The sequence below is a fragment of the Streptomyces sp. CBMA152 genome (assembly GCF_014596475.1).
Taxonomy (GTDB): domain Bacteria; phylum Actinomycetota; class Actinomycetes; order Streptomycetales; family Streptomycetaceae; genus Streptomyces.
In genome coordinates, this window is sequence record NZ_MECJ01000004.1 from 38,623 (window position 1) to 58,212 (window position 19,590).

The window sequence follows — 19,590 nt, forward strand, 5'->3', positions numbered from 1 at the left end:
CTCCACCCATGGACAGTGGCACTCCGCCGACACCGCCACGGCAGTCAGCCGTGGCCGGCCGGATCCCGCTTGCCGTGATCGTCGTGGACGGCGACGGGCTGGTGTCGCACTGGTCGACCGGTGCGCGACGGCTGTTCGGCCCCGCCCGGGAAGAGGCCGTCGGCCGCTCGGCGCTCGATCTGCTGCCGGTCTCCGGTGCCCTGGACCCGGACCGCCCCGTCGACATCCTCCAGGAGTTCGACGGGTACGGCGCGTTCGGCCCCGGCCTCGACGCCCCGCTGCACGGCCTCACCTCGTACCCGACGGCCGGCCGCGCCACCCTCTCCGACCTGGGACGGGACCGCGTCGACGTGCTGTGGTGGGCGTATCCCCTGGTCGGGCCCGGACCCGAGCGACTGCTCGTACTGGCGGCGGACGCGGCGCAGCTGCACGCCGAGCACGAGACCCCGGACCGGGGCAGCGTGGAGCGGATAGCACCCGGCTTCGCGCTGCACACCGAGTTCCAGGGCGCCGACGAGCTCGCCGGGCGGCTGCCCGAGATCTTGCCCAGCATGAGCGTCGGCGAGAGCTCCCGGATCGTCTCGCAGGTGCTTGAACTCGGCTATCCCATCCTGGAGTTCAGCCAGCACGACCGCGTGCCGGTGACACCCGACTGGGGCGTGCCCCGCCGCGCCGAACGCCGGGCCGCGCGGTACGACGATCACGCACGGGCCTTCGAACCACCGCTCCCCGCCCCGGAGTTCGCCCAGGACCTCGAATACGCGGCGGTGCGCGAGCGGCTGGAATTCCTCAACGAGGTCAGTGGCCGAATCGGTTCGTCGCTCGACCTCGCCCAGACCATCCATGAAGTCAGCGCCGCCGTGGTGCCCCGCTTCACCGATGTCGCGGGCACCTATCTGCGCGAACAGGTCATCGCGGGCGAAGGGTTCCCCGACGGGCCGCCGGACGAGACCACGCTGTGGCACCGGGTCGCCGTCGAACACGTCGACGAGCCGGGGCGCTGGGACGATGTCGTCCCCGTCGGCGAGTCCATGCCGTTCCCCGCGCACACCCCCTTCTTCCAGTGCATGACCTCCGGCGAGCCCGTGCTCGTCCCGCGCATCAGCGAGCAGATGGGCACCGCCATCGCCTCGCAGTTCGAAAAGCGCGACATCCGGCCTCTGATCAACGGCCGGTCGATGCTGGTGGTTCCCCTCAAGGCCCGCAATGTGGTGCTCGGCTTCATGATCCTGCTGCGCCACGCCGAGCGGGCGATGTTCAACGACATGGACCGGGTGACCGGCGCCGAACTGGCCGCCCGCGCGGGCCTCGTCCTCGACAACGCGCGGATGTACACCTACCAGGAGAGCGTCGCCGAGACCCTCCAGGACTCGATGCTTCCGCAGGTCACCCCGCAGATGACCGGCTGCGACACGGCGACCCGCTATCTGCCGGGCACGCTGCTCGGCCGGGTCGGCGGCGACTGGTTCGACTCGGTGAAGCTGCCCGGGTCGCGCATCGCGCTCGTCGTCGGCGACGTGATGGGCCATGGCCTCAACTCGGCCGCGATGATGGGCCAGTTGCGTACCGCCGTACAGACCATGGCGGCCCTCGACCTGCCGCCCGCACAGCTGCTGCGCAACCTCGACGACCTGGCCCAGCGGCTCGGCGAGCACTATCTGGCGACCTGCCTCTACGTGGTGTACGACCCCATCAAGGGCGAGCTCCTGATGGCCAACGCGGGCCATGTGCCGCCGGTGCTGGTGCGGGCCGCCGACGGGCACAGCGAACTCATCGACCTGCCCACCGGGGCTCCCATCGGCGTCGGCGGCGTGCCGTTCGAGACCGCGCGCGTGCCCGTCGACCCCGGTGACCGCCTCGTCATGTGCACGGACGGGCTGGTGGAAGTGCGGGGCGAGGACATCGGTGTGGGGCTCGCGACGCTCTGCGAGTCCGCCGCGCACCCGGCCGCCTCCATGGACGACGCCTGCGACACCATCATCCGCGCCCTCAACACCCGGGGCGGCCGCAAGGACGACGTCGCCCTGCTCATGGCCCGGCTCAACGGCATCGCGCGCGAGGACGTCGCCGAATGGCGGCTCGCCATAGACGCGCGCGAGGTGGCCCGCGCCCGGCGCCTGGTGGCCGGACAGCTGAGCGCCTGGGACCTCGAAGAGGTCGCCGAGACCGTCGAGTTGCTGGTCAGCGAGGTCGTCACCAACGCCGTACGGCATGCGCACAGCCACCAGTTGGAGCTGCGCCTGGTGCGGGCCGAGACGCTGCGCTGCGAGGTCGTCGACGACGACCACACGCTTCCGATGCTGCTGCACGCGGGCCCGCTCGACGAGTCCGGACGCGGCCTTCGGGTGGTGAGCCGGCTGGCCAGGGAGTGGGGCACCAGCCGGACCGGCGACGGCAAGACCGTGTGGTTCGAGGTGCCGCTGGCGCGCAGGGGGCGCACGAGGCGCTGAACCGGCTCGAACGCGGAGTGAAGGTACGCGCCGGGTGCTTGTCGGCGTGCTCCCGGCGCGATAGACCGATCTTGACACTGTGCGTGCTGCCTGGGGAGTCGGTCATGAGCGTGACGAGTCGGTACAGGGATGCCTGGGAAGGCTTCTGGCGCGAGGCGCCCGACGAGCCGGGCGCGGTCTTCTGGGACGCCGAACCGGCCCTGACGGCGGGACCCCATCTCGCCCTGTTCGAGCCGCATCTGGCCCATCTCTCGCTGCCCGTGATCGACCTGGGCTGCGGCAACGGCACCCAGACCCGCTTCCTCGCCGACCGCTACGACAGCGTCACCGGAGTCGACCTCTCGCCCGCCGCCGTCGAGCACGCCAGAGCGCAGGACCCGGACGGGCGCGCCCAGTTCGCCCAGTTGGACGCGACCGACGAGAAGGCCGTCCAGGCCCTGCACGACCGTCTGGGCGACGCCAATGTGTATGTACGCGGTGTGCTCCACCAGTGCGAACCGGATGACCGGCGCCCGCTGGCCCGGGCCGTCGCGACCCTGGTCGGCGAGCGCGGCCGGGCGTTCCTGGTGGAACTGGCCGAGTCGGCCAAGCCCGTCATCATGGGCCTCGCGCAGAGCCCGGCGGGCCCGCCGGCGAAGCTCCGGCCGGTCTTCGAGCACGGCCTGACTCCCGGTGAGGTCACCGACGCGGCTCTGCCCGAACTCGTCGAGTCGGCGGGTCTCACGGTGCTCGCCCGGGGCGAACTGCCGCTGACCACCACCGAGTACCGGCCCGACGGCACCCGCATCGAGCTGCCCTCGACGTGGCTGGTCGTGGGGCGGGCCGGGTGATACCGGCCGACGGTTGTCCACAGGGCTGGTGAGGGTGCGCGGCGGCGCGTACGGTTTCGAGGCATGAAGATCCTGATCAGCGCCGACATGGAGGGCGCCACCGGTGTGACCTGGCCCGCCGATGTGCTGCCGGGCACCCCGCAGTGGGAGCGCTGCCGCGCCCTGTTCACCTCGGATGTGAACGCGGCGGCGCTGGGCTTCTTCGACGGCGGCGCCGACCAGGTCCTCGTCAACGAGGCGCACTGGTCCATGCGCAACCTGCTCCTGGAGCGGCTGGACGAGCGGGTGGAAATGCTCACCGGCCGGCACAAGTCGCTGTCGATGGTGGAGGGCGTCCAGCACGGCGACGTGGACGGCATCGCGTTCGTCGGGTACCACACGGGCGCGGGCACCGAAGGCGTGCTGGCGCACACCTATCTCGCCAATTCCATCACCGGCGTCTGGCTCAACGGGGTCCGCGCGAGCGAGGGCCTGCTCAACGCCCATGTGGTCGCGGAGTACGGCGTGCCGGTGGTCCTGGTCACCGGCGACGACCTGACCTGCGCGGACGCCGAGGGGTACGCGCGGGACGCGCACAAGGTCGCGGTCAAGGACCACGTCTCGCGGTACGCGGCGGTGTGCCGCACCCCGTCGCGGACGGCGGCCGAGGTCAGGGCGGCGGCCAAGGAGGCCGCCGCGCTCGCGGTGCGCCACGATCCGGTGCGCTCCGGGCCGTTCACCGTGGAGCTCGAATTCGACGCGGAACACCTGGCGATGGCGGCGACGGTGGTCCCGGGCGTGGCGCGCACCGGCGAGCGCCGGGTCGCGTACACCAGCGACACCATGTACGACGGCATCCGCACCTTCAAGGCGGTCACCACGATCGTCTCGGCCGCGGTGGAGGAGCAGTATGGCTGAGCACATCGACGACCGGGCACTCGACGAGGTGGTGACGTTCACCTCGGAGCTCATCCGTATCGACACCACCAACCGCGGCGGCGGCGACTGCCGCGAGCGGCCCGCCGCCGAGTACGTGGCGGAGCGCCTGGCCGCCACCGGCCTGGAGCCCACGCTCCTGGAGCGGACCCGGGGGCGCACCAATGTGGTGGCGCGGATCGAGGGCACCGACCCGTCGGCCGACGCGCTGCTGGTCCACGGCCATCTCGACGTGGTGCCCGCCGAGCCGGCCGACTGGAGCGTGCACCCGTTCTCCGGCGAGGTCAGCGACGGTGTGGTGTGGGGGCGCGGCGCCGTCGACATGAAGAACATGGACGCGATGGTCCTCGCGGTCGTACGGGCCTGGGCGCGCGCGGGGATCCGCCCGCGCCGCGACATCGTCATCGCCTACACCGCCGACGAGGAGGCCAGCGCGATCGACGGCTCCGGCTTCCTCGCCGACCACCACCCCGGCCTGTTCCGGGGGTGCACCGAAGGCATCAGCGAATCGGGCGCGTTCACCTTCCACGCGGGCCCCGGCCTGGAGATCTACCCGATCGCGGCGGGCGAGCGCGGCACCGGCTGGCTGAAGCTGACCGCGCACGGCCGGGCCGGACACGGCTCCAAGGTGAACCGGGCCAACGCGGTCAGCCGCCTCGCCGCCGCGATCGCCCGGATCGGGGAGCACGAGTGGCCGGTCCGGCTCACCGCGACCGTGCGGGCCGCCCTGACCGAGCTCGCCGCCGTGTGCGGGGTGGAGGCCGACCCCCAGGCGCCCGACTTCGACGTGGACGAACTGCTCGACAAGTTGGGACCTGCCGCCGCGCTGGTCGAGGCGACCGTCCGCAACAGCGCCAACCCGACCATGCTGGACGCCGGTTACAAGATCAATGTGATTCCGGGGCACGCCACCGCGTATGTGGACGGCCGGGTGCTGCCGGGCGGCGAGGAGGAGTTCCGCGCGACCCTCGACCGGCTCACCGGAGCGGACGTGGACTGGGAGTTCCACCACAGAGAGGTGGCCCTCGAAGCGCCCGTCGACTCGCCGACGTACGCGAAGCTGCGCGCCTCAGTGGAGAAGTTCGCGCCCGAGGGCAGGGTCGTGCCGTACTGCATGTCCGGCGGCACCGACGCCAAGCAGTTCTCCCGCCTCGGCATCACCGGATACGGGTTCTCGCCGCTGAAGCTGCCGCCCGGCCTCGACTACCAGGCCCTGTTCCACGGCGTCGACGAACGGGTGCCGGTGGACGCGCTGCACTTCGGGGTGCGCGTCCTGGACGACTATCTGCGGTCCGCATAGGGGGAGTTGACGACATGGTGCCCATGGGGGCCTACGGAACCTGGCCGTCGCCCATCGACGCCCGGCTCGCCGCCGCGCACGACGGCATGCCCGAGTGGGTCGGGGTGGTCGGCGACGAGGTGTGGTGGACCGAGCCGCGTCCCGTCGAGGGCGGCCGCCGCGCCCTGATGCGGCGCAGACCGGACGGCGAGGCGGAGTCGGTACTGCCGGCGCCGTGGAACGTACGGTCGCGGGTGATCGAATACGGCGGCCGCCCCTGGGCCGGGGCCGAGCGCGGCGCCGAGGGACCACTGGTGGTCTTCGCCCACTTCACCGACCAGCGCCTCTACGCGTACGAGCCGAACAGCACCGCCGCGCCCCGGCCGCTCACCCCGCTCTCGGCGGTCGGCGAAGGGCTGCGCTGGGCCGACCCCGTCGTCCTCGTGGACCGGGGCGAAGTGTGGTGCGTCCTGGAGGAGTTCACGGGCGAGGCGCCGACGGACGTACGGCGGGTGATCGCGGCCGTGCCCCTGGACGGCTCGGCCGCCGAGGACCGGAGCCGGGTGCGGGAACTGTCCGACGGGCGGCACCAGTTCGTCACCGGCCCCCGGCTCTCGCCGGACGGGCGGCAGGCGGCCTGGCTCGCCTGGGACCACCCGAGCATGCCGTGGGACGGCACCGAGGCCCTCGTGGCCGACGTGGACGGCGACGGGGTGTTCCGGCGGGCACGGGCCATCGCCGGTGGGCCCGAGGAGTCCGTGGCCCAGGTCGAGTGGACCGCCGACGGACGGCTGCTCTTCGCCTCCGACCGCTCCGGCTGGTGGAACCTCTACCAGGCCGGACCCGACGGGGAAGCGATCGCGCTCTGCGCGCGCGAGGAGGAGTTCGCCGGGCCGCTCTGGCAGATCGGCCGCTGCTGGTTCCACCCGCTGGAGAACGGACTGATCGCGGTCGTCCACGGCAAGGGCGCGACCGCCCTCGGCATCCTGGACCCGGAGACCGGTGAAGTGGTCGACGCGGCCGGGCCCTGGACGGCCTGGCACTGCACGCTGGCCGTGCACGGCAGCCGGGTCGTCGGCGTCGCCGCCAGCCCGCGCACCGCGCCCGAAGTGGTCGAGCTGGACACCCGCTCGGGCCGCACCCGGGTCATCGGGTGCGGGCACGACGACCCGGTGGACCCGGCGTACTACCCGGAACCCCAGATCCGCACCTTCGCCGGGCCCGGCGGCCGGGAGGTCCACGCGCTGCTCTACCCGCCGCACCACCCCGGCCGGGCGGCGCCCGCCGACGAGCTGCCGCCGTATGTGATCCGGGTCCACGGCGGCCCGACCGGCCAGGCCCAGCTCGTCCTCGACCTGGAGATCGCCTACTTCACCTCGCGGGGCATCGGCGTCGTCGAGGTCAACTACGGCGGCTCCACCGGCTACGGACGGGAGTACCGCGACCGGCTGCGCGAGCAGTGGGGCGTCGTCGACGTCGAGGACTGCGCGGCGGTCGCGAAGGCGCTCGCCGACGAGGGCACCGCCGACCCCCGGCGGCTCGCGATCCGCGGCGGCAGCGCGGGCGGCTGGACCTCCGCCGCCTCGCTCGCCACCACCGACGTCTACGCCTGCGCCACGGTGATCTACCCGGTCCTCGACCTCACGGACTGGTCCTCGGACACCGGTACGCACGACTTCGAGTCGCAGTACATGGAGTCGCTGATCGGGCCCGCCGCCGAATACCCCGGCCGGTACGCCGACCGCTCGCCGATCACCCACGCCCATCGGATCAGCGCGCCGTTCCTGCTGCTCCAGGGGCTCGACGACGTGATCTGCCGACCCGTCCAGAGCGAGCGGTTCCTGGCGGCGATGGCGGGGCGCGGCATACCGCACGCGTTCATCGCCTTCGAGGGCGAGGGCCATGGCTTCCGCCGGGCCGACACCATGATCCGCGCCCTGGAGGCCGAACTGTCCCTGTACGCCCAGACGTTCGGGATCGACCGACCCGACGTACCCCTTCTGGAGCTCAAGAAGTGACCCTGACGCACGACCCCCTGAACCCGCTCACGCCACTCACCCGGCCCGCGCGGCTGCGCCCGGGCGCCCGGGTCGCCGTGGTCGCGCCCAGCGGACCGGTGGTGGACGAGCGCCTGGACGCCGGGCTCGACATCCTGCGGGGCTGGGACCTGGACCCGGTCGTGATGCCCCATGTGCGCGGCCGGCACCCGGAGTTCAGGTATCTCGCGAGCGGTGACGAGGACCGGGCGCGGGACTTCCAGGAGGCGTGGTGCGACCCGGGCATCGACGCGGTGCTCTGCGCGCGCGGTGGCTACGGGGCCCAGCGCATGGTGGATCTGCTCGACTGGACGGCGATACGCGCGGCCGGGCCCAAGGTGTTCGTCGGCTACAGCGACGCGACCGTACTGCACGAGGCGTTCGCTGTACGGATGGGGCTCGCCACGCTCTACGGGCCACTGGTGTCGGCCGCCACGTTCCTCAAGGACGACGACACGCAGCGGCATCTGCGCACCACCCTGTTCGAGCCCGAGGCGGCGATGGTGATCGGCGCGGGGACGGCAGGTCCGCTGATACCCGGCCGGGCGCGCGGGGTCACCCTCGGCGGCTGCCTCGCCCTGCTCGCCTCCGACCTCGCGACCCCGTTCGCCCGGGCGTCGGCGCGCGGCGGGCTGCTGCTGATCGAGGACGTCGGCGAGGACGACTACCGGATCGACCGGCTGCTCACCCAGCTGCTGCGCTCGGGGTGGCTGGACTGTGTCGCTGGGGTCGCGCTCGGCTCCTGGGAGGAGTGCGGGCCGTACGAGCGGGTGCGGGCCGTGCTGTACGAGCGGCTGGCCGGGCTGGGCGTCCCGGTCGTCGAGCACTTCGGCTTCGGGCACTGCGCCACGTCGCTCACCATGCCGCTCGGCGTGCCCGCGCTGCTGGACGCCGACGCGGGCACGCTCACTCTGGAGGTGCCCGCGCTGGCGTAGCTGTTACGGGGTGCTACCGGCTCAGAGAGCGGCGTACCCCGGGCGGATCAGCTCGTCGATGATGCGGCGGCGCTCCGGCAGCGGCAGGAACGCGGCCTCGACGGCGGCGACGGTGAACTGCTCGAACACCTCGGGGCCGTAGCCGAAGGCGTCCACCATGTGCTGGAACTCCTCGCTCATGGTGGTGCCGGAGACCAGACGGTTGTCGGTGTTCAGGGTGACCCGGAAGCCGAGGCGGCGCAGCAGGTCGATGGGGTGCGAGGCGTAGTCCTTCGCGGCGCCCGTCTGGAGGTTGGAGGTCGGGCAGACCTCCAGCGCGATGGCGTTGTCGCGCAGGTACGAGGCGAGGTGGCCGAGGTCGGCCGTGCCGTCGTCGTGCACCGTGATGTCGTCGGTGATCCGCACACCGTGGCCGACGCGCTCGGCGCCGCAGATCTGCACGGCCTCGTGGATCGACTCGGCGCCGACGGCCTCGCCCGCGTGGATGGTGAAGTGGCAGTTCGACCGCTTCAGGTGCTGGAAGGCCGGGAGGTGGCGGGCCGGCGGGTTGCCGATCTCGCCGCCCGCGATGTCGAAGCCCGCCACGCCACGGTCGCGGTGGGCGACGGTCAGTTCGGCGATCTCCAGCGAGCGGTCGGTGTGGCGCATGCCGGTGAGCAGGGCGCGGACGGTGATCCGGCCGCCGGTGCGGCGCTCGCCCTCGCGGAATCCGGCGTTCACCGCGTCGACGACCTCGTCGAGGGTGAGCCCGCGCTCCAGGTGCTGCTCGGGGGCGTACCGCACCTCCGCGTAGACGACACCGTCCGCCGCCAGGTCCTCGGCGCACTCCGCCGCGATCCGCTCCAGCGCCTCGCGGGTCTGCATCACCGCGCAGGTGTGGGCGAAGGTCTCCAGGTAGCGCTCCAGGGAGCCCGAGTCGGCGGCGTCGCGGAACCAGACGGCGAGGGCGGCCGGGTCCTCGGTCGGCAGACCCTCGTACCCGCACGCGCGGGCCAGTTCGACGATCGTCGCGGGCCGCAGCCCACCGTCGAGGTGGTCGTGGAGGACGGCCTTGGGCGCGCGGCGTATCCAGTCGGCGACGGGGGCGGCGGCGGGGTTGTCAGACAAGTGCATGACGGAGGAGTGTACAGCCCCTTTTGGCCGCGGCTGTGCGGCCTCCGCTTGTGCGGGGTGCGGTGCGTGTCGGCTGCGGACCGTGCTGGGTTGCTCGCGCAGTTCCCCGCGCCCCTTGACGGGCCCTTCGGGCCCTCCCAGGGGCGCGGGGAATCAGTTGCTCTGCAGCACAGGCAGCGCCGGTGCACCCGTAGGGAGCATGTGTTTGGCCGCCAGGATCGGGGTGCCGTCCAGGCGGACGACCTGGGTGATCAGGACCGCCGGGGTGTCCGCCGGGCGGGAGAGTTGGTCGCCCCGGCGACGGCCGAGCAGCGTCGCCGTGATCCCACTGTGCGCGCTCAGCGGCACACCCCGCGACGCACCCGCCAGTACCGCCAGCATGGACGACGGCGCCCCGTCCCCGAGCGCGGTCAGGAACGCCGGATGCGTGCGTTCCAGTACGGACTCCGGGGCGGCCCACTCATGGCTGAGCGCGACCGGCGTACCGTCCGCCACCAGCACCGACTCCCAGAACCGCAGCTCGGCCCCGGCCGTCGGCAGCAGATGCTGGGTGCTGAAGTCGGTCGGTTCCTCGACACTGCGCAGCAGCGCCCGTACGTGTACGACGCCGCCCCCGCCGACCAGTTCCTCCAACGGCTGGAGCTGCTCGAAGCCGCGCCGGGGCGGCCGGTCGTTCACGGTCCGCCCCACACCCCGGCGCACCGTGAGCAGCCCGTCCTCCTGGAGCAGCAGCAGCGCCTCGCGCAGCGCGGGGCGGCTCACTCCCAGCTCGGCCGCGAGCCGGGGCTCGGAGGGGAGGGTGGAGCCGGGCGGGTACGTACCGTCGTGAATCGCGTCGGCGATCCGCTCGTACAGGACGACGACCGGCCTGCGCTGCTGTCCGCTGACTGCCATGGGGCAAGCATGGCGTGATGGCCACTTGTCTGACAAGGCGGGTGGCGGGCGACCCGGCCTCACCCCAGGCCCCGCCCTGTGCGACTCACCCGTCCGGCCCGCCCCGCCGGTCGTCCCGCCGCCCTTGCGCTCATCCTGGCCGGAAGGGGGTGACGCCATCCCCAGAAAGGGCCGGGTCATGAGCCCCAAGGACGCGTCGGGCGGCACGAAGGCCGGTACACGGTTCGGCGGTGCCCTCACCCCGGCCCGCATCACGGTCATCGTGATCGGGGTGCTCGCCCTGATCTTCATCTTCGAGAACACCCGGCAGGTCAAGATCCGCCTGCTGATCCCCGAAGTCTCCATGCCGCTCTATCTGGCCCTGCTCGCCGTTTTCGTGGTGGGGGTCATCTGCGGCGGCTACTTCATGAGACGGCGGGCCAAGTGATCGTCAACGTCCGGTATATCGTGGCCAGTTGACACGGCACGGCCACCACGCGGCACAGTGACGAGGAGAGCGAGCATGAAGTTCAAGGCCACGGTCATCCCGTCCGGGAACGCCCTGGGGGTCGAGGTGCCGCAGCAGGTCATCGACGACCTCGGGCAGGGCAAGCGGCCGCCGGTCGTGGTCGCGATCAACGGCCACTCCTGGCGCACCCGGGTCGCCGCGATGCGCGGCCAGATCCTCATCGGCATCAGCGCGGCCAACCGCGAGGCCAGCGGCGTCGACCTCGGCGAGGAGATCGAGGTCGACCTCCAGCTCGACGACGAGCCGCGCGTCGTGGAGGCACCGGCGGACCTCGCCGCCGCGCTGGACGCCGAGCCCGGGCTGCGCGGGGCGTACGACCGTATGGCCTTCAGTCTCAAGCGCAAGCAGGTGGGCGAGATCGAGAGCGCCAAGAGCCCGGAGACGCGGCAGCGGCGCATCGACAAGATGGTCGAGTCGCTCCGGGGCAAGTGATCAGCGGCGGGCGACGGCCGGGCGGCCTTCGCCGTCAGTAGCAGGTGAACCCGGGCGGCGTTCCCGAAATCCGCCGCCCCGAATCCCGTGCCCGATTGCCCCACCCGGCCAGTACCCTGACCCGATGCCTGACAAGATCACGTATCTCGCCGAAGGGCCCCGCGTCGGGATCCGGTACTTCGCCTACGACGACGCGGCGGAGTTCACCGCGCTCGCGCGGGAGAGCCGGAGTCTGCACGCGCCCTGGCTCTTTCCGCCGGCCGACCCCGAGGCGTACGCCACGTATGCGGGGCGGTTGATAGAGGACCCGACGAAGCAGGGGTTCCTGGTCTGTTCGCGGGACGACGGCCGGATCGCCGGGTTCATCAACATCAACAACATCGTCCAAGGCGCCTTCCTGTGCGGGGCGTTGGGGTACGGCGCGTTCGCGCACGCCGCCGGGCGCGGGCTGATGAGCGAGGGGCTCGACCTGGTCACCCGGTACGCGTTCGGCACGCTCGGTCTGCACCGGCTCGAAGTGAACATCCAGCCCGCCAACGTGGCCTCGGTCGGCCTGGTCCGGCGCGCCGGCTACCGCCTGGAGGGCTTCTCGCCGGACTTCCTCTTCATCGACGGCGCCTGGCGCGACCATGAACGCTGGGCGATCACAGCGGAGATGGTCCGCCCGCAGTCCGAAGCCGGTAACCCCTGACCCGTAACCCATGACCCGGAGTCGTGGCGCCTTTGCGCAATCCTGACCAGGGCGTCCTCTGGTCACCGCACCGGCCGCCGTGTTCCATGGTCACGGGGGCGGCTGCAGGACGGGTGGCCGTTCCGCGCGAGGGAATGAGGTTGCCTTGGCCACGACCGTGCGACGCGCCGTACTGACCCTGCCCGCCGCCCCGTTGGGGCAGCCCAACCCCCTGCCCCCGCTGCGGCCACTGGACGAGGTCCACACTCTCGACGACAGAGCGCGCGCCGATCTGCCGCGCGACATGGCGCGGCAGATCGGGTACGAGCCGCTGCGCACGGTCCTGCCGGTGCGGATCCTCGACGGATACGGGCGGGAGCGCACCGACACGGCCCTGGACACCCTCGTCGTCGAGAACGAGCGGCTGCGCGTCACCGTGCTGCCGGGGTTCGGCGGGCGGATCCACTCCCTCTTCCACAAGCCGACCGGACGCGAACTCCTCTACCGCAACCCGGTGTTGCAGCCCGCAGACTTCGCGCTCAACGGCGCCTGGTTCTCCGGCGGCATCGAGTGGAACATCGGCGCCACCGGCCACACCACCCTGGCCTGCGCGCCCGTGCACGCGGCCGTCGTCACCGCCCCGGACGGCGGCGAGATGCTGCGCCTGTGGGAGTGGGAGCGTCTGCGCGACGTGCCGTTCCAGGTGGACCTCTGGCTCCCCGAGGACTCCGACTTCCTCTACGTGGGCGTACGGCTGCGCAATCCGCACGAGCGGACCGTGCCCGTTTACTGGTGGTCCAACATCGCCGTGCCGGAGGACGAGCACGGCCGCGTCCTCGTCCCCGCCGACGAGGCCTGGCACTTCGGATACGCGCGCACCCTGCGGCGGGTCCCGGTGCCGCACTGGGAGGGCGCCGACCGTACGTATCCGCTGCGCGGCGAGTACCCCGCCGACTACTTCTACGAAGTGCCGGACACCGAACGCCGCTGGATCGCCGCGCTCGACGGCGCCGGACGCGGTCTCGTCCAGACGTCGACCGATCTGCTGCGCGGCCGCAAGCTGTTCCTGTGGGGGTCGGGCCGGGGCGGGCGGCGCTGGCAGCAGTGGCTGACCGAGCCCGGCACGCCCGGTTACGCGGAGATCCAGGCGGGCCTGGCGCGCACGCAGCTGGAGCATGTTCCGCTGGACGCCGGCGGGGAGTTCGCCTGGCTGGAGGCGTACGGGCCGCTCGCCGCCGACCCCGCGCTGGTGCACGGCGACGACTGGACTGCGGCCCGTACCGAGGTCGCCGACCGGCTCGCGGCGGTGCTGCCGCGAGCGGCGGTCGAGGAGGCGTACGCGGCCTGGCGTCCGTACGCCGACACCGAGCCCGGCGAACCGCTGGCCACCGGGTCGGGCTGGGGCGCGCTCGAAGTGGTACGGGGCGGTCTGAAGCTGCCGGGGACGCCGTTCGCCGAGTCGACGCTCGGCGAGGAGCAGGCGCCCTGGCTGGAGTTGCTGCACGCGGGCGCGCTGCCCGAGCCGCGCCGGGTGACCCCGCCCGGGCCGACCCTGGTGGCCCCGCACTGGCGGGACATGCTGGAGACGGCGCCCGCGTCGCCGCTCACCGAGTACCACCTCGGGGTCGCGCAGTGGCACGCGGGCGACCGCGCCCAGGCGGTGCGCAGCTGGGAGCGCGGACTCCAACTCGCGCCGTCGCGCTGGCCGTTGCTGCGCTGCCTGGCCGTCGCCGACCAGCTGACGGGCAACCCGGACCGGGCCGCCGACCAGTACGCCGAGGCGTTCGACGACCTCTGCGAGGAGCGGCGCGACGGTGACCACTGGACCGCCGCCACCGCCGCGCTCGGCCGCGAGGCGATCACGGCGCTGCTCGCGGTGGACCGCCCGGCCGACGCCCGCGCGATCTGGGACCGGTTGCGTCCGCCCGTACGAGCGCGTGGCGCGTTCCGGCTCCTCGAAGCGCGCCTGTTGCTCGCGGAGGGTGACCCGGCGGCCGCCCGCGCGATCTTCGACGAGGGCTTCGAGGTGGCGGACCTGCGGGAGGGTGCCGAGATCCTGGACGAGGTGTGGTCCCGGCTCACGGACGAGCCACTGCCGGACCGGTACGCGTACCGGATGCGGCCTCAGTAACGGCCCAGCAACTGGGGTGCCATTACACCGACTTGCGGTCCACGTACTCGAAGACCGACCCGTCCGGGTGCACGGCGATCAGGTTGCGGCCCACCGGGGTGGGGACCGGGCCCGCGATGACCCGGGCGCCCACCGACGTGAGCGTGCGGTGTGCGTCGTCCACGTCCTTCACGGCGATCGTCGCGGCCACCTTGCGCAGGATCTCCAGCTCCGACTCCGGACCGCTCATCAGCAGGAAGCAGCCGACCGCGGCGACCGAGACGCCGCCGCGCTCGAACCGGAGGGCTTTGCTCGCCGTGAGCCGTTCGTAGAAGACCACCGAGGTCTCCAGGTCGTCGACGCAGATGCGCAGTGTGGTTCCGAGGATCTCCATACGTACGAGCGTAGGCGCTCCGCTGGAAGTGCGGTGGGGAGTGCGGTCATTCACGTGCGGGCCGTCTTGGGCCGGTCGCGCAGTTCCCCGCGCCTCTTTGGGGCGCGGGGAACCGTCATACGCGGCAGAGGATCTCGCCGTGCGGGACCATGAACCAGGCGTCGTCGGCGCGGGCCCACTCCCGCCAGCCGTGCGCGATCGCGGCCAGCTCGGCCTCGGTGGCGTGGCCGCCCTCGACCGCGAGGCGCGCGTACGAGGAGGCCACCGTGCGCTCGGCCCACAGCTCGCTCCACCAAGTGCGTTCGTCGTCGGTGGCGTAACACCAGGTGGCCGCCGTCGAGGTGATGTCGGTGAACCCGGCCTGCTTGGCCCAGGACCGCAGCCGTCGTCCGGCGTCGGGCTCGCCGCCACTCGTACGGGCGACCCGGTGGTACAGGTCCAGCCACTCGTCCAGGACCGGTACTTCGGGGAACCAGGTGAAGGCGCCGTAGTCGGCGTCTCGGGCCGCGACGATGCCGCCGGGCTTGGTGACGCGCCGCATCTCGCGCAGCGCCTGGACGGGGTCGCCCACGTGTTGCAGCACCTGGTGGGCGTGGACGACGCAGAACGTGTCGTCCGGGTAGTCCAGCGCGTGGACGTCGGCGACGCCGAACGACATGTTCGTACGCCCCGCTTCGGCGGCGTGCGCACGCGCCTGCTCGACGATGTCCGGCGCCGCGTCGACGGCGGTGACATGGCCGTCGGGGACCAGCGCGGCCAGGTCGGCGGAGATGGTGCCGGGGCCGCAGCCGATGTCCAGGACCTGCATGTGAGGCTTGAGTTCGCCGATCAGATACGCGGCGGAGTTGACGGCGGTGCGCCAGCGGTGCGAGCGCAGCACGGACTCGTGATGGCCGTGGGTGTAGACGGCGGTCTCTTTGGACGACGTGGACGACGTGGGCGATGTGGACGACGGCATGGCCGGCTCCCTCTCTCGACGTTCTCTCGGTCGGTGTGCGGTGACGTGAACGCTACGTGCTCGTGTCGGATCGTGAGACCTGTGTTTCGCCATATGGACAACGCTCGTTGATGCGCGGGATGGGCGCGGGTGTTCGAGCCCGGCGCGCTCCGGGGCGGCCGTGGGTGAACCAGTGGGCACTACCGCTGGTCCGGAACAACCCGTAGCGTCTGGGGCGTTACCCCTGCCGAGCCGGAATGATCACTTGGGAGGGCATGATGAGCGTTGTTTCGATCAGATACGTGGGCGGACCCACCGCCGTCGTGGACATCGACGGCATACGACTGGTCACCGATCCGACCTTCGACACTCCGGGGGACTATCCGATCGGCCCCGACCGCAAGCTGGTCAAGACGGCCGGACCGGCGATCGAGGCGGACGAGACGGGCGCGGTGGACGCCGTTCTGCTCTCGCACGACCAGCATCCCGACAACCTGGACGAGTCCGGGCGGGCGTATCTGAGCCGGGTGCCGGTGGTTCTGTCGACGGCCGCCGCGCACTCGCGGCTCGGGGACGCCGTGACGCCGCTGGCCAATTGGGAGACGTACTCGCTCGGTGAGCGGCTGTTGATCACCGGGGTGCCCGCGCTGCACGGGCCCGAGGGGGCGGAGGCGTTGGCGGGGGAGGTCACCGGGTTTGTGCTGCACGGTGACGCGTTGCCGACGGTGTATGTCAGCGGGGACAACGCCTCGCTCGACCATGTGCGTGCCGTTGCCGAGCGGTTCGGGCCGATTGATGTGGCCGTGCTTTTTGCCGGGGCCGCGCGTACTCCGCTCTTTGACGGTGCGCCTCTTACGCTGACCAGCGAGGCTGCCGCCGAGGCCGCGCAGATCCTTGGGGCTCGGCATGTGGTGCCGCTCCACTTCGAGCACTGGGGGCACTTCAGCGAAGGGGCGGATTCTTTGGCGGAGGCGTTCGCCGGCGCGGGGCTGGGGGACCGGTTGCGGCTGCTGAAGCCGGGTGAGGTGTTCACCGGGTAGCGGGTGCGTTTTCAACTGCGGGTCGTCGTGGGCTGGTCGCGCAGTTCCCCGCGCCCCTGTAGGTGCGGGGGGACCGCATTGGATTGCCGCGAGCCCGCTCGGCGGCGACAAAAGGCACTGTCAGGGACGTGTCAGCGGGCGGTACACCGTAAGGGCCTCCGGGAGTTTGTCCACCAGCAACTCGCCCTGTACGTGCGTCACTTCGCCGTCGTACGCCACCGGCGTGTCCGGGGAGAGGCCCTCGATGTGGAGGCGGCGCAGGCGTTCCGCCGCGTGGGCGGGGGAGCGGCTGAGGGGGCCCGCCAGCGCGGCCGCGAGGAGGCGCAGGCCGGGCAGTCGGCCGCCGTGCACCACGCGGACGTCCAGCAGTCCGTCCGCCAGGTCGAAGCGGCGGGCCGGGGCCGGGCCGAGGCGCTGGTAGAGGCAGTTGCCCGCGAACAGGAGCCACAACGCGCGCCTGCTGCCGTGCAGTTCGGCCTCCAGTGGGCGTTCGCCGCCGAGGACCCGGTACGCCGCGAGCACCCCGGCCGCCCAGCTGCCGATGCGGGGCGACCAGTGCTCGCGCAGCCGTACCAGCTCCGGGTACACGCCCAGGCTGAACGTGTTGACGAAGTATCCGGCGGCGGCGCCGTCCGGGCCGGGGGTGAACCGGCCGAGGTCCACCTTCACGGCATCGCCCGAGGCCAGCGCCCGCGCGGTGTCCTGGACCTCGTCGATGCCCAGGTCCTTGGCGAAGTGGTTGAGAGTGCCGCCGGGGAAGACGGCGAGCGGCACGCCGTGCTGGGCGGCGGCCGCGGCGGCCCGGTTCACCGTTCCGTCGCCGCCGCAGACCCCGAGCGCGCGGCCGCGTCGGGCCGCCTTCTCCAAGGTCGCCGTCACGTCCTGCGGCGCGCACTCCATCACCTCGGCCAGCGGCAGTGCGTCGCGTACGGCGGCGGCCTGGGCGGCGGCCGTGCCGGAGGCTTCGTTGACCACGACCACCAGGTGCTTGCCGCCGGGCAGTGCCGGTGCGTCCGCGTGCGGGCGGCCCGGGGTGGGCAACTGGCGCCGGGTGGGGACGAGGCCGCGCACCGCGAAGGCCGCGCCGACGCCGAGGGCCGCGCCCACCAGGACGTCACCCGGATAGTGCACGCCCGTGTACACCCGGGAGGCGGCCACCGAGAACGCGACCGGCGCCATCACCGCGCCCCAGCCCCGGGACTCAAGCGCGACGCCCGTCGCGAAGGCGGCCGCCGAGGCGGAGTGCCCGGACGGGAAGGACGTGGTGATCGGCTGCCGCTTCAACTGGCGTACCAGCGGCACCAGTTCCAGTATCGGCCGGGGCCGTCGTACCGACCGCTTGGCCACCGTGTTGACGGTTGCCGAGGCGAGTGCGAGGGAGGCCACCCCGCGCAGCGCGGCCCGGCGCGCCCGGGGCGAGCGGGTGGCTGCCATCGCGGCGGCCACGCCGAACCACAGCAGCCCGTGGTCGGCGGACCGGCTCAGCCTCGGCAGCACCGCCCGCGCCCCCGGCCAGCGCCGGTCCGCGGCCAGCCGGAACAGCGCCAGGTCATGGGCGTCGAGACGGCGGGGGAGGCCGGTGGGCCAGGCGGACGGGGGGTGCGGCACGGAATCCGGAAACGACATGGCGCATGGGTACCCGTCCGCGGCCGACACAATCAGCGCGTCATCCGTGCGCCCGGGGCGCTGTCGGTGCTTGAGCCGCGCGCCTGGGGCGCAACAAGCCCGTGAGCCGCGCGCCCGCGACACGGTCGGTGTTCGAGCCGCGCACCCGGAGCGCGATCAGCCCCTGAGCCGCGCCCCCGCGACGCAATCAGTGCTTGAGCCGCGCGGCCGCGTTCGCGAGAGTGGCCCCATGGATTCCCACGCAGCCGCGGACCGCGATCCGCTCCTCGACCGCCACCGCGAAGCCCTCACCCTCTTCGGGGCCCGCGTCCACGCCGTCCGGCCCGACCAGTGGGACCTCCCCACGCCCTGCACCGACTGGACCGTAAGGGACCTCGTCAACCATCTGGTCGTCGAGCAGCTGTGGGTGGTGCCGTTGGTCGACGGCCGCTCCCTCGCCGACGTGGGTGACGCGTTCGACGGCGATGTGCTCGGCAGCGCCCCGGTCGCGGCCTGGGACACGGCCAAGGACGCCGCGCTCGCCGCGTTCGCGGGGCCCGGCGCGCTCGACGGCACGGTCCACCTCTCGTACGGAAAGACGCCCACCACCGCGTACTGCTCGCAGATGGTGGCGGACGCGGTGGTGCACGCCTGGGACCTGTCCCGGGCGATCGGTGCCGACGAGCGGCTGCCGGACGCCCTGGTGGACGCGGCGGCGCGCGAGTTCGGCCAGTACGCCGACGAACTGCCCAGGAGCATGTTCCACGCGCCGGTGAAGGTGTCCGCAGCGGCCGACGCGCAGACCCGGCTCCTGGCCATGCTCGGCCGGGAGGTCTGACGAATCTGACGTTCCCTCAGATCTCTTCAGTCGAGCGGGGGTTCCAGGCGCTGCGGCCGGAACCCCGGCGAGGGCCGCTCCGGCCAGGTCTGCGGAGCGGCCCGGCTGATCGCGGCGAGCGTGGAGCGCGGGGACTGGGCCTCGGCCACGTCGCCGAGGCTCACCATGCCCAGCGGGCACCCGTCGCGCACCACCGGCAGCCGGCGCACCGCGTGCCGCCGCATCAGCCGTGCCGCCGTGTCCAAGTCGTCGTCGGGCCCCACGCACACCGGTGAGGGTGTGCACACCGACTGGACGTTGACGGTCAGCGGGTCCACCCCGTCGGCCACCGCGCGCAGGGTGATGTCCCGGTCCGTGAGCACCCCGATCAGTTTGTCGCCCTTGGCGACGAGCACATCGCCGATGTCCTGGGCGCGCATCAGCTGGGCCGCCTCCACCAGCGAGGCGTCGGGGCGTACCGCCGTGACGCCGGCCGTCATGACCTCCCGGACGTACTGTGCCATCGCTGTCCGCCTCGTCTCCGTCTCGCCGCGTCCTTTTGGCCTGTCGCGGCGCAGTACCCCTCCCGTGGCGAACCATGCGCGTACACAAGGGTGTTTGGAGC

The 19,590-nt window shown here is 72.5% G+C and carries 18 protein-coding genes; 12 read left to right on the forward strand and 6 right to left on the reverse strand.

Going from position 1 to position 19,590, the window contains the following annotated elements:
• The first annotated feature begins 8 nt into the window (after positions 1 to 8).
• The 6 genes from BG418_RS04615 (at position 9) to BG418_RS04640 (ending at position 8,445) form a co-directional block, all read left to right on the forward strand.
• Positions 9 to 2,450, forward strand: a complete 2,442-nt coding sequence (locus BG418_RS04615; protein ID WP_188272384.1) for a SpoIIE family protein phosphatase — start codon at positions 9 to 11, stop codon at positions 2,448 to 2,450.
• Between the two features lie 104 nt (positions 2,451 to 2,554).
• A complete protein-coding gene (locus tag BG418_RS04620; RefSeq protein ID WP_188272385.1) occupies positions 2,555 to 3,280 on the forward strand; it encodes a class I SAM-dependent methyltransferase in 726 nt (241 codons plus the stop codon).
• A gap of 63 nt (positions 3,281 to 3,343) precedes the next feature.
• The gene (locus tag BG418_RS04625; protein ID WP_188272386.1) at positions 3,344 to 4,177 is read left to right on the forward strand and encodes a M55 family metallopeptidase; all 834 of its coding nucleotides are present in this window, start codon (positions 3,344 to 3,346) and stop codon (positions 4,175 to 4,177) included.
• Complete coding sequence (locus BG418_RS04630) at positions 4,170 to 5,495, forward strand: M20/M25/M40 family metallo-hydrolase (RefSeq protein ID WP_188272387.1); 1,326 nt, start codon at positions 4,170 to 4,172, stop codon at positions 5,493 to 5,495. Before BG418_RS04625 ends, BG418_RS04630 begins: the two co-directional genes overlap by 8 nt.
• A 14-nt stretch (positions 5,496 to 5,509) precedes the next feature.
• A complete protein-coding gene (locus BG418_RS04635; RefSeq protein ID WP_188272388.1) occupies positions 5,510 to 7,492 on the forward strand; it encodes a prolyl oligopeptidase family serine peptidase in 1,983 nt (660 codons plus the stop codon).
• On the forward strand, positions 7,489 to 8,445 hold the full coding sequence (locus BG418_RS04640) for an LD-carboxypeptidase (RefSeq protein WP_398997560.1): 957 nt from the start codon (positions 7,489 to 7,491) through the stop codon (positions 8,443 to 8,445). Before BG418_RS04635 ends, BG418_RS04640 begins: the two co-directional genes overlap by 4 nt.
• A 21-nt stretch (positions 8,446 to 8,466) precedes the next feature.
• Here BG418_RS04640 and BG418_RS04645 read toward each other — a convergent pair whose 3' ends face one another.
• Together BG418_RS04645 and BG418_RS04650 are read right to left on the reverse strand one after the other, a co-directional pair.
• On the reverse strand, positions 8,467 to 9,558 hold the full coding sequence (locus BG418_RS04645) for an adenosine deaminase (protein WP_188272389.1): 1,092 nt from the start codon (positions 9,556 to 9,558) through the stop codon (positions 8,467 to 8,469).
• 153 nt (positions 9,559 to 9,711) lie between these two features.
• Positions 9,712 to 10,452, reverse strand: a complete 741-nt coding sequence (locus BG418_RS04650; protein WP_188272390.1) for a GntR family transcriptional regulator — start codon at positions 10,450 to 10,452, stop codon at positions 9,712 to 9,714.
• A 178-nt stretch (positions 10,453 to 10,630) separates the two neighbouring features.
• Between BG418_RS04650 and BG418_RS04655 the strand changes: the two genes are divergently transcribed.
• The 4 genes from BG418_RS04655 to BG418_RS04670 all read left to right on the forward strand — a co-directional run bounded on the left by BG418_RS04655 (position 10,631) and on the right by BG418_RS04670 (position 14,193).
• Complete coding sequence (locus tag BG418_RS04655; RefSeq protein ID WP_188272391.1) at positions 10,631 to 10,879, forward strand: lipopolysaccharide assembly protein LapA domain-containing protein; 249 nt, start codon at positions 10,631 to 10,633, stop codon at positions 10,877 to 10,879.
• Positions 10,880 to 10,954: 75 nt separating this feature from the next.
• On the forward strand, positions 10,955 to 11,392 hold the full coding sequence (locus BG418_RS04660; protein WP_188272392.1) for a YdeI/OmpD-associated family protein: 438 nt from the start codon (positions 10,955 to 10,957) through the stop codon (positions 11,390 to 11,392).
• Positions 11,393 to 11,516: 124 nt separating this feature from the next.
• Positions 11,517 to 12,083, forward strand: a complete 567-nt coding sequence (locus BG418_RS04665; protein ID WP_188272393.1) for a GNAT family N-acetyltransferase — start codon at positions 11,517 to 11,519, stop codon at positions 12,081 to 12,083.
• A gap of 145 nt (positions 12,084 to 12,228) precedes the next feature.
• Positions 12,229 to 14,193, forward strand: a complete 1,965-nt coding sequence (locus tag BG418_RS04670) for a DUF5107 domain-containing protein (protein WP_188272394.1) — start codon at positions 12,229 to 12,231, stop codon at positions 14,191 to 14,193.
• A 22-nt stretch (positions 14,194 to 14,215) separates the two neighbouring features.
• Here BG418_RS04670 and BG418_RS04675 read toward each other — a convergent pair whose 3' ends face one another.
• Positions 14,216 to 14,566: a VOC family protein gene (locus BG418_RS04675; protein ID WP_188272395.1), complete on the reverse strand. Its 351-nt coding sequence runs from the start codon at positions 14,564 to 14,566 to the stop codon at positions 14,216 to 14,218.
• A gap of 115 nt (positions 14,567 to 14,681) precedes the next feature.
• Positions 14,682 to 15,524, reverse strand: a complete 843-nt coding sequence (locus BG418_RS04680; RefSeq protein WP_188272396.1) for a methyltransferase domain-containing protein — start codon at positions 15,522 to 15,524, stop codon at positions 14,682 to 14,684.
• A gap of 257 nt (positions 15,525 to 15,781) precedes the next feature.
• Here BG418_RS04680 and BG418_RS04685 point away from each other — a divergent pair, with 257 nt between their 5' ends.
• Positions 15,782 to 16,543, forward strand: a complete 762-nt coding sequence (locus tag BG418_RS04685; protein WP_188272397.1) for an MBL fold metallo-hydrolase — start codon at positions 15,782 to 15,784, stop codon at positions 16,541 to 16,543.
• A gap of 120 nt (positions 16,544 to 16,663) precedes the next feature.
• Here BG418_RS04685 and BG418_RS04690 read toward each other — a convergent pair whose 3' ends face one another.
• On the reverse strand, positions 16,664 to 18,169 hold the full coding sequence (locus BG418_RS04690; protein WP_188272398.1) for a bifunctional phosphatase PAP2/diacylglycerol kinase family protein: 1,506 nt from the start codon (positions 18,167 to 18,169) through the stop codon (positions 16,664 to 16,666).
• 229 nt (positions 18,170 to 18,398) lie between these two features.
• Between BG418_RS04690 and BG418_RS04695 the strand changes: the two genes are divergently transcribed.
• Complete coding sequence (locus BG418_RS04695) at positions 18,399 to 18,986, forward strand: TIGR03086 family metal-binding protein (RefSeq protein WP_188272399.1); 588 nt, start codon at positions 18,399 to 18,401, stop codon at positions 18,984 to 18,986.
• A 26-nt stretch (positions 18,987 to 19,012) separates the two neighbouring features.
• On the opposite strand, the gene BG418_RS04700 is transcribed toward BG418_RS04695, so the two are convergent.
• Positions 19,013 to 19,489, reverse strand: a complete 477-nt coding sequence (locus tag BG418_RS04700; protein WP_188272400.1) for a CBS domain-containing protein — start codon at positions 19,487 to 19,489, stop codon at positions 19,013 to 19,015.
• Between the last annotated feature and the right edge of the window lie 101 nt (positions 19,490 to 19,590).